1 protein-coding gene is annotated in these 1,109 nt (G+C 62.0%); it reads left to right on the top strand.

The genetic code is table 11. The annotated features are described in order from the left end of the window. The first annotated feature begins 193 nt into the window (after positions 1 to 193). Positions 194 to 988, top strand: a complete 795-nt coding sequence (locus F3N42_RS15540) for an enoyl-ACP reductase FabI (RefSeq protein ID WP_150865905.1) — start codon at positions 194 to 196, stop codon at positions 986 to 988. Positions 989 to 1,109: the final 121 nt, after the last annotated feature.

The following is a 1,109-nucleotide window of genomic DNA, read 5'->3' on the forward strand; positions in this document are numbered from 1 at the left end:
GGGGTGCCCGGGACACGCTGTGGATACTTCCCTGCACGCTTATCGGCGACATCCTTGTCGCCGATAGTCCCGGGCACCCCAAACCCCAACCCCGGGACTCGTTGAATCAGCACGGGTTCACGTTGGTGAAAGGCTGGGGCGATATCGTTGTATGATTGGGGGATTCGGATTTTGACCATAAAGGAAGTTTTGAATGGGATTTCTTGCAGGTAAACGTGCGCTGATCGTTGGCGTCGCCAGCCCCCGCTCCATCGCCTGGGGTATTGCCACGCAGATGCGCGAACAGGGCGCGGAACTGGCCTTCACGTACCAGAACGACAAGCTGCAGTCGCGGGTGCAGAAGATTGCCGAGGAATGCGAATCGGACATCGTGCTGCCCTGCGACGTGGCCCATGACCGCGACATCGAGGCGGTCTACGATGGCCTGGCAAAGCACTGGGACAGCTACGACATCCTGGTGCATTCGGTCGGCTTCGCACCGCGCGAACAACTGTCCGGCAATTACCTGGACGCGGTCACGCGTGAAGGCTTCCAGATCGCCCACGATATCTCTTCCTACAGCTTCGCCGCACTGGCCAAGGCCGGCCGGCCGCTAATGGCCGGGCGCAATGGCGCGTTGATGACACTGACCTACCTGGGCTCATTGCGCTCGTTGCCAAACTACAACGTCATGGGCCTGGCCAAGGCCAGCCTGGAAGCGAATGTGCGCTACATGGCGCAGGCACTGGGCCCCGAGGGCCACCGCGTCAACGCCATCTCGGCCGGCCCGATCAAGACCCTGGCCGCATCCGGCATCGGCAGCTTCCGCAAGATCCTCGATCACGTTGAACGCACCACGCCCATGCGCCGCACCATCACCCCGGTGGAAGTCGGTAACGTTGCGGCCTTCATGTGCTCCGACCTGGCATCGGGTGTGACCGGCGAAATCACCTACGTTGACGCCGGCTACAACATTCTTGGCATGCCGGAAATGACGGGCGACGACTGAAGCCTTTTGGCCTGAAACCCGGTTTGGGGTGGGTTTTCCCCGGGCCGGGGGACGCTGTGGATACATCCCTGTAGGCTCATCGGCGACATCCCTGTCGCCGATGCCCCCGGCCCGGGGAAAA

The organism is Marinihelvus fidelis, from assembly GCF_008725655.1.
GTDB classification, from domain to species: domain Bacteria; phylum Pseudomonadota; class Gammaproteobacteria; order Xanthomonadales; family SZUA-36; genus Marinihelvus; species Marinihelvus fidelis.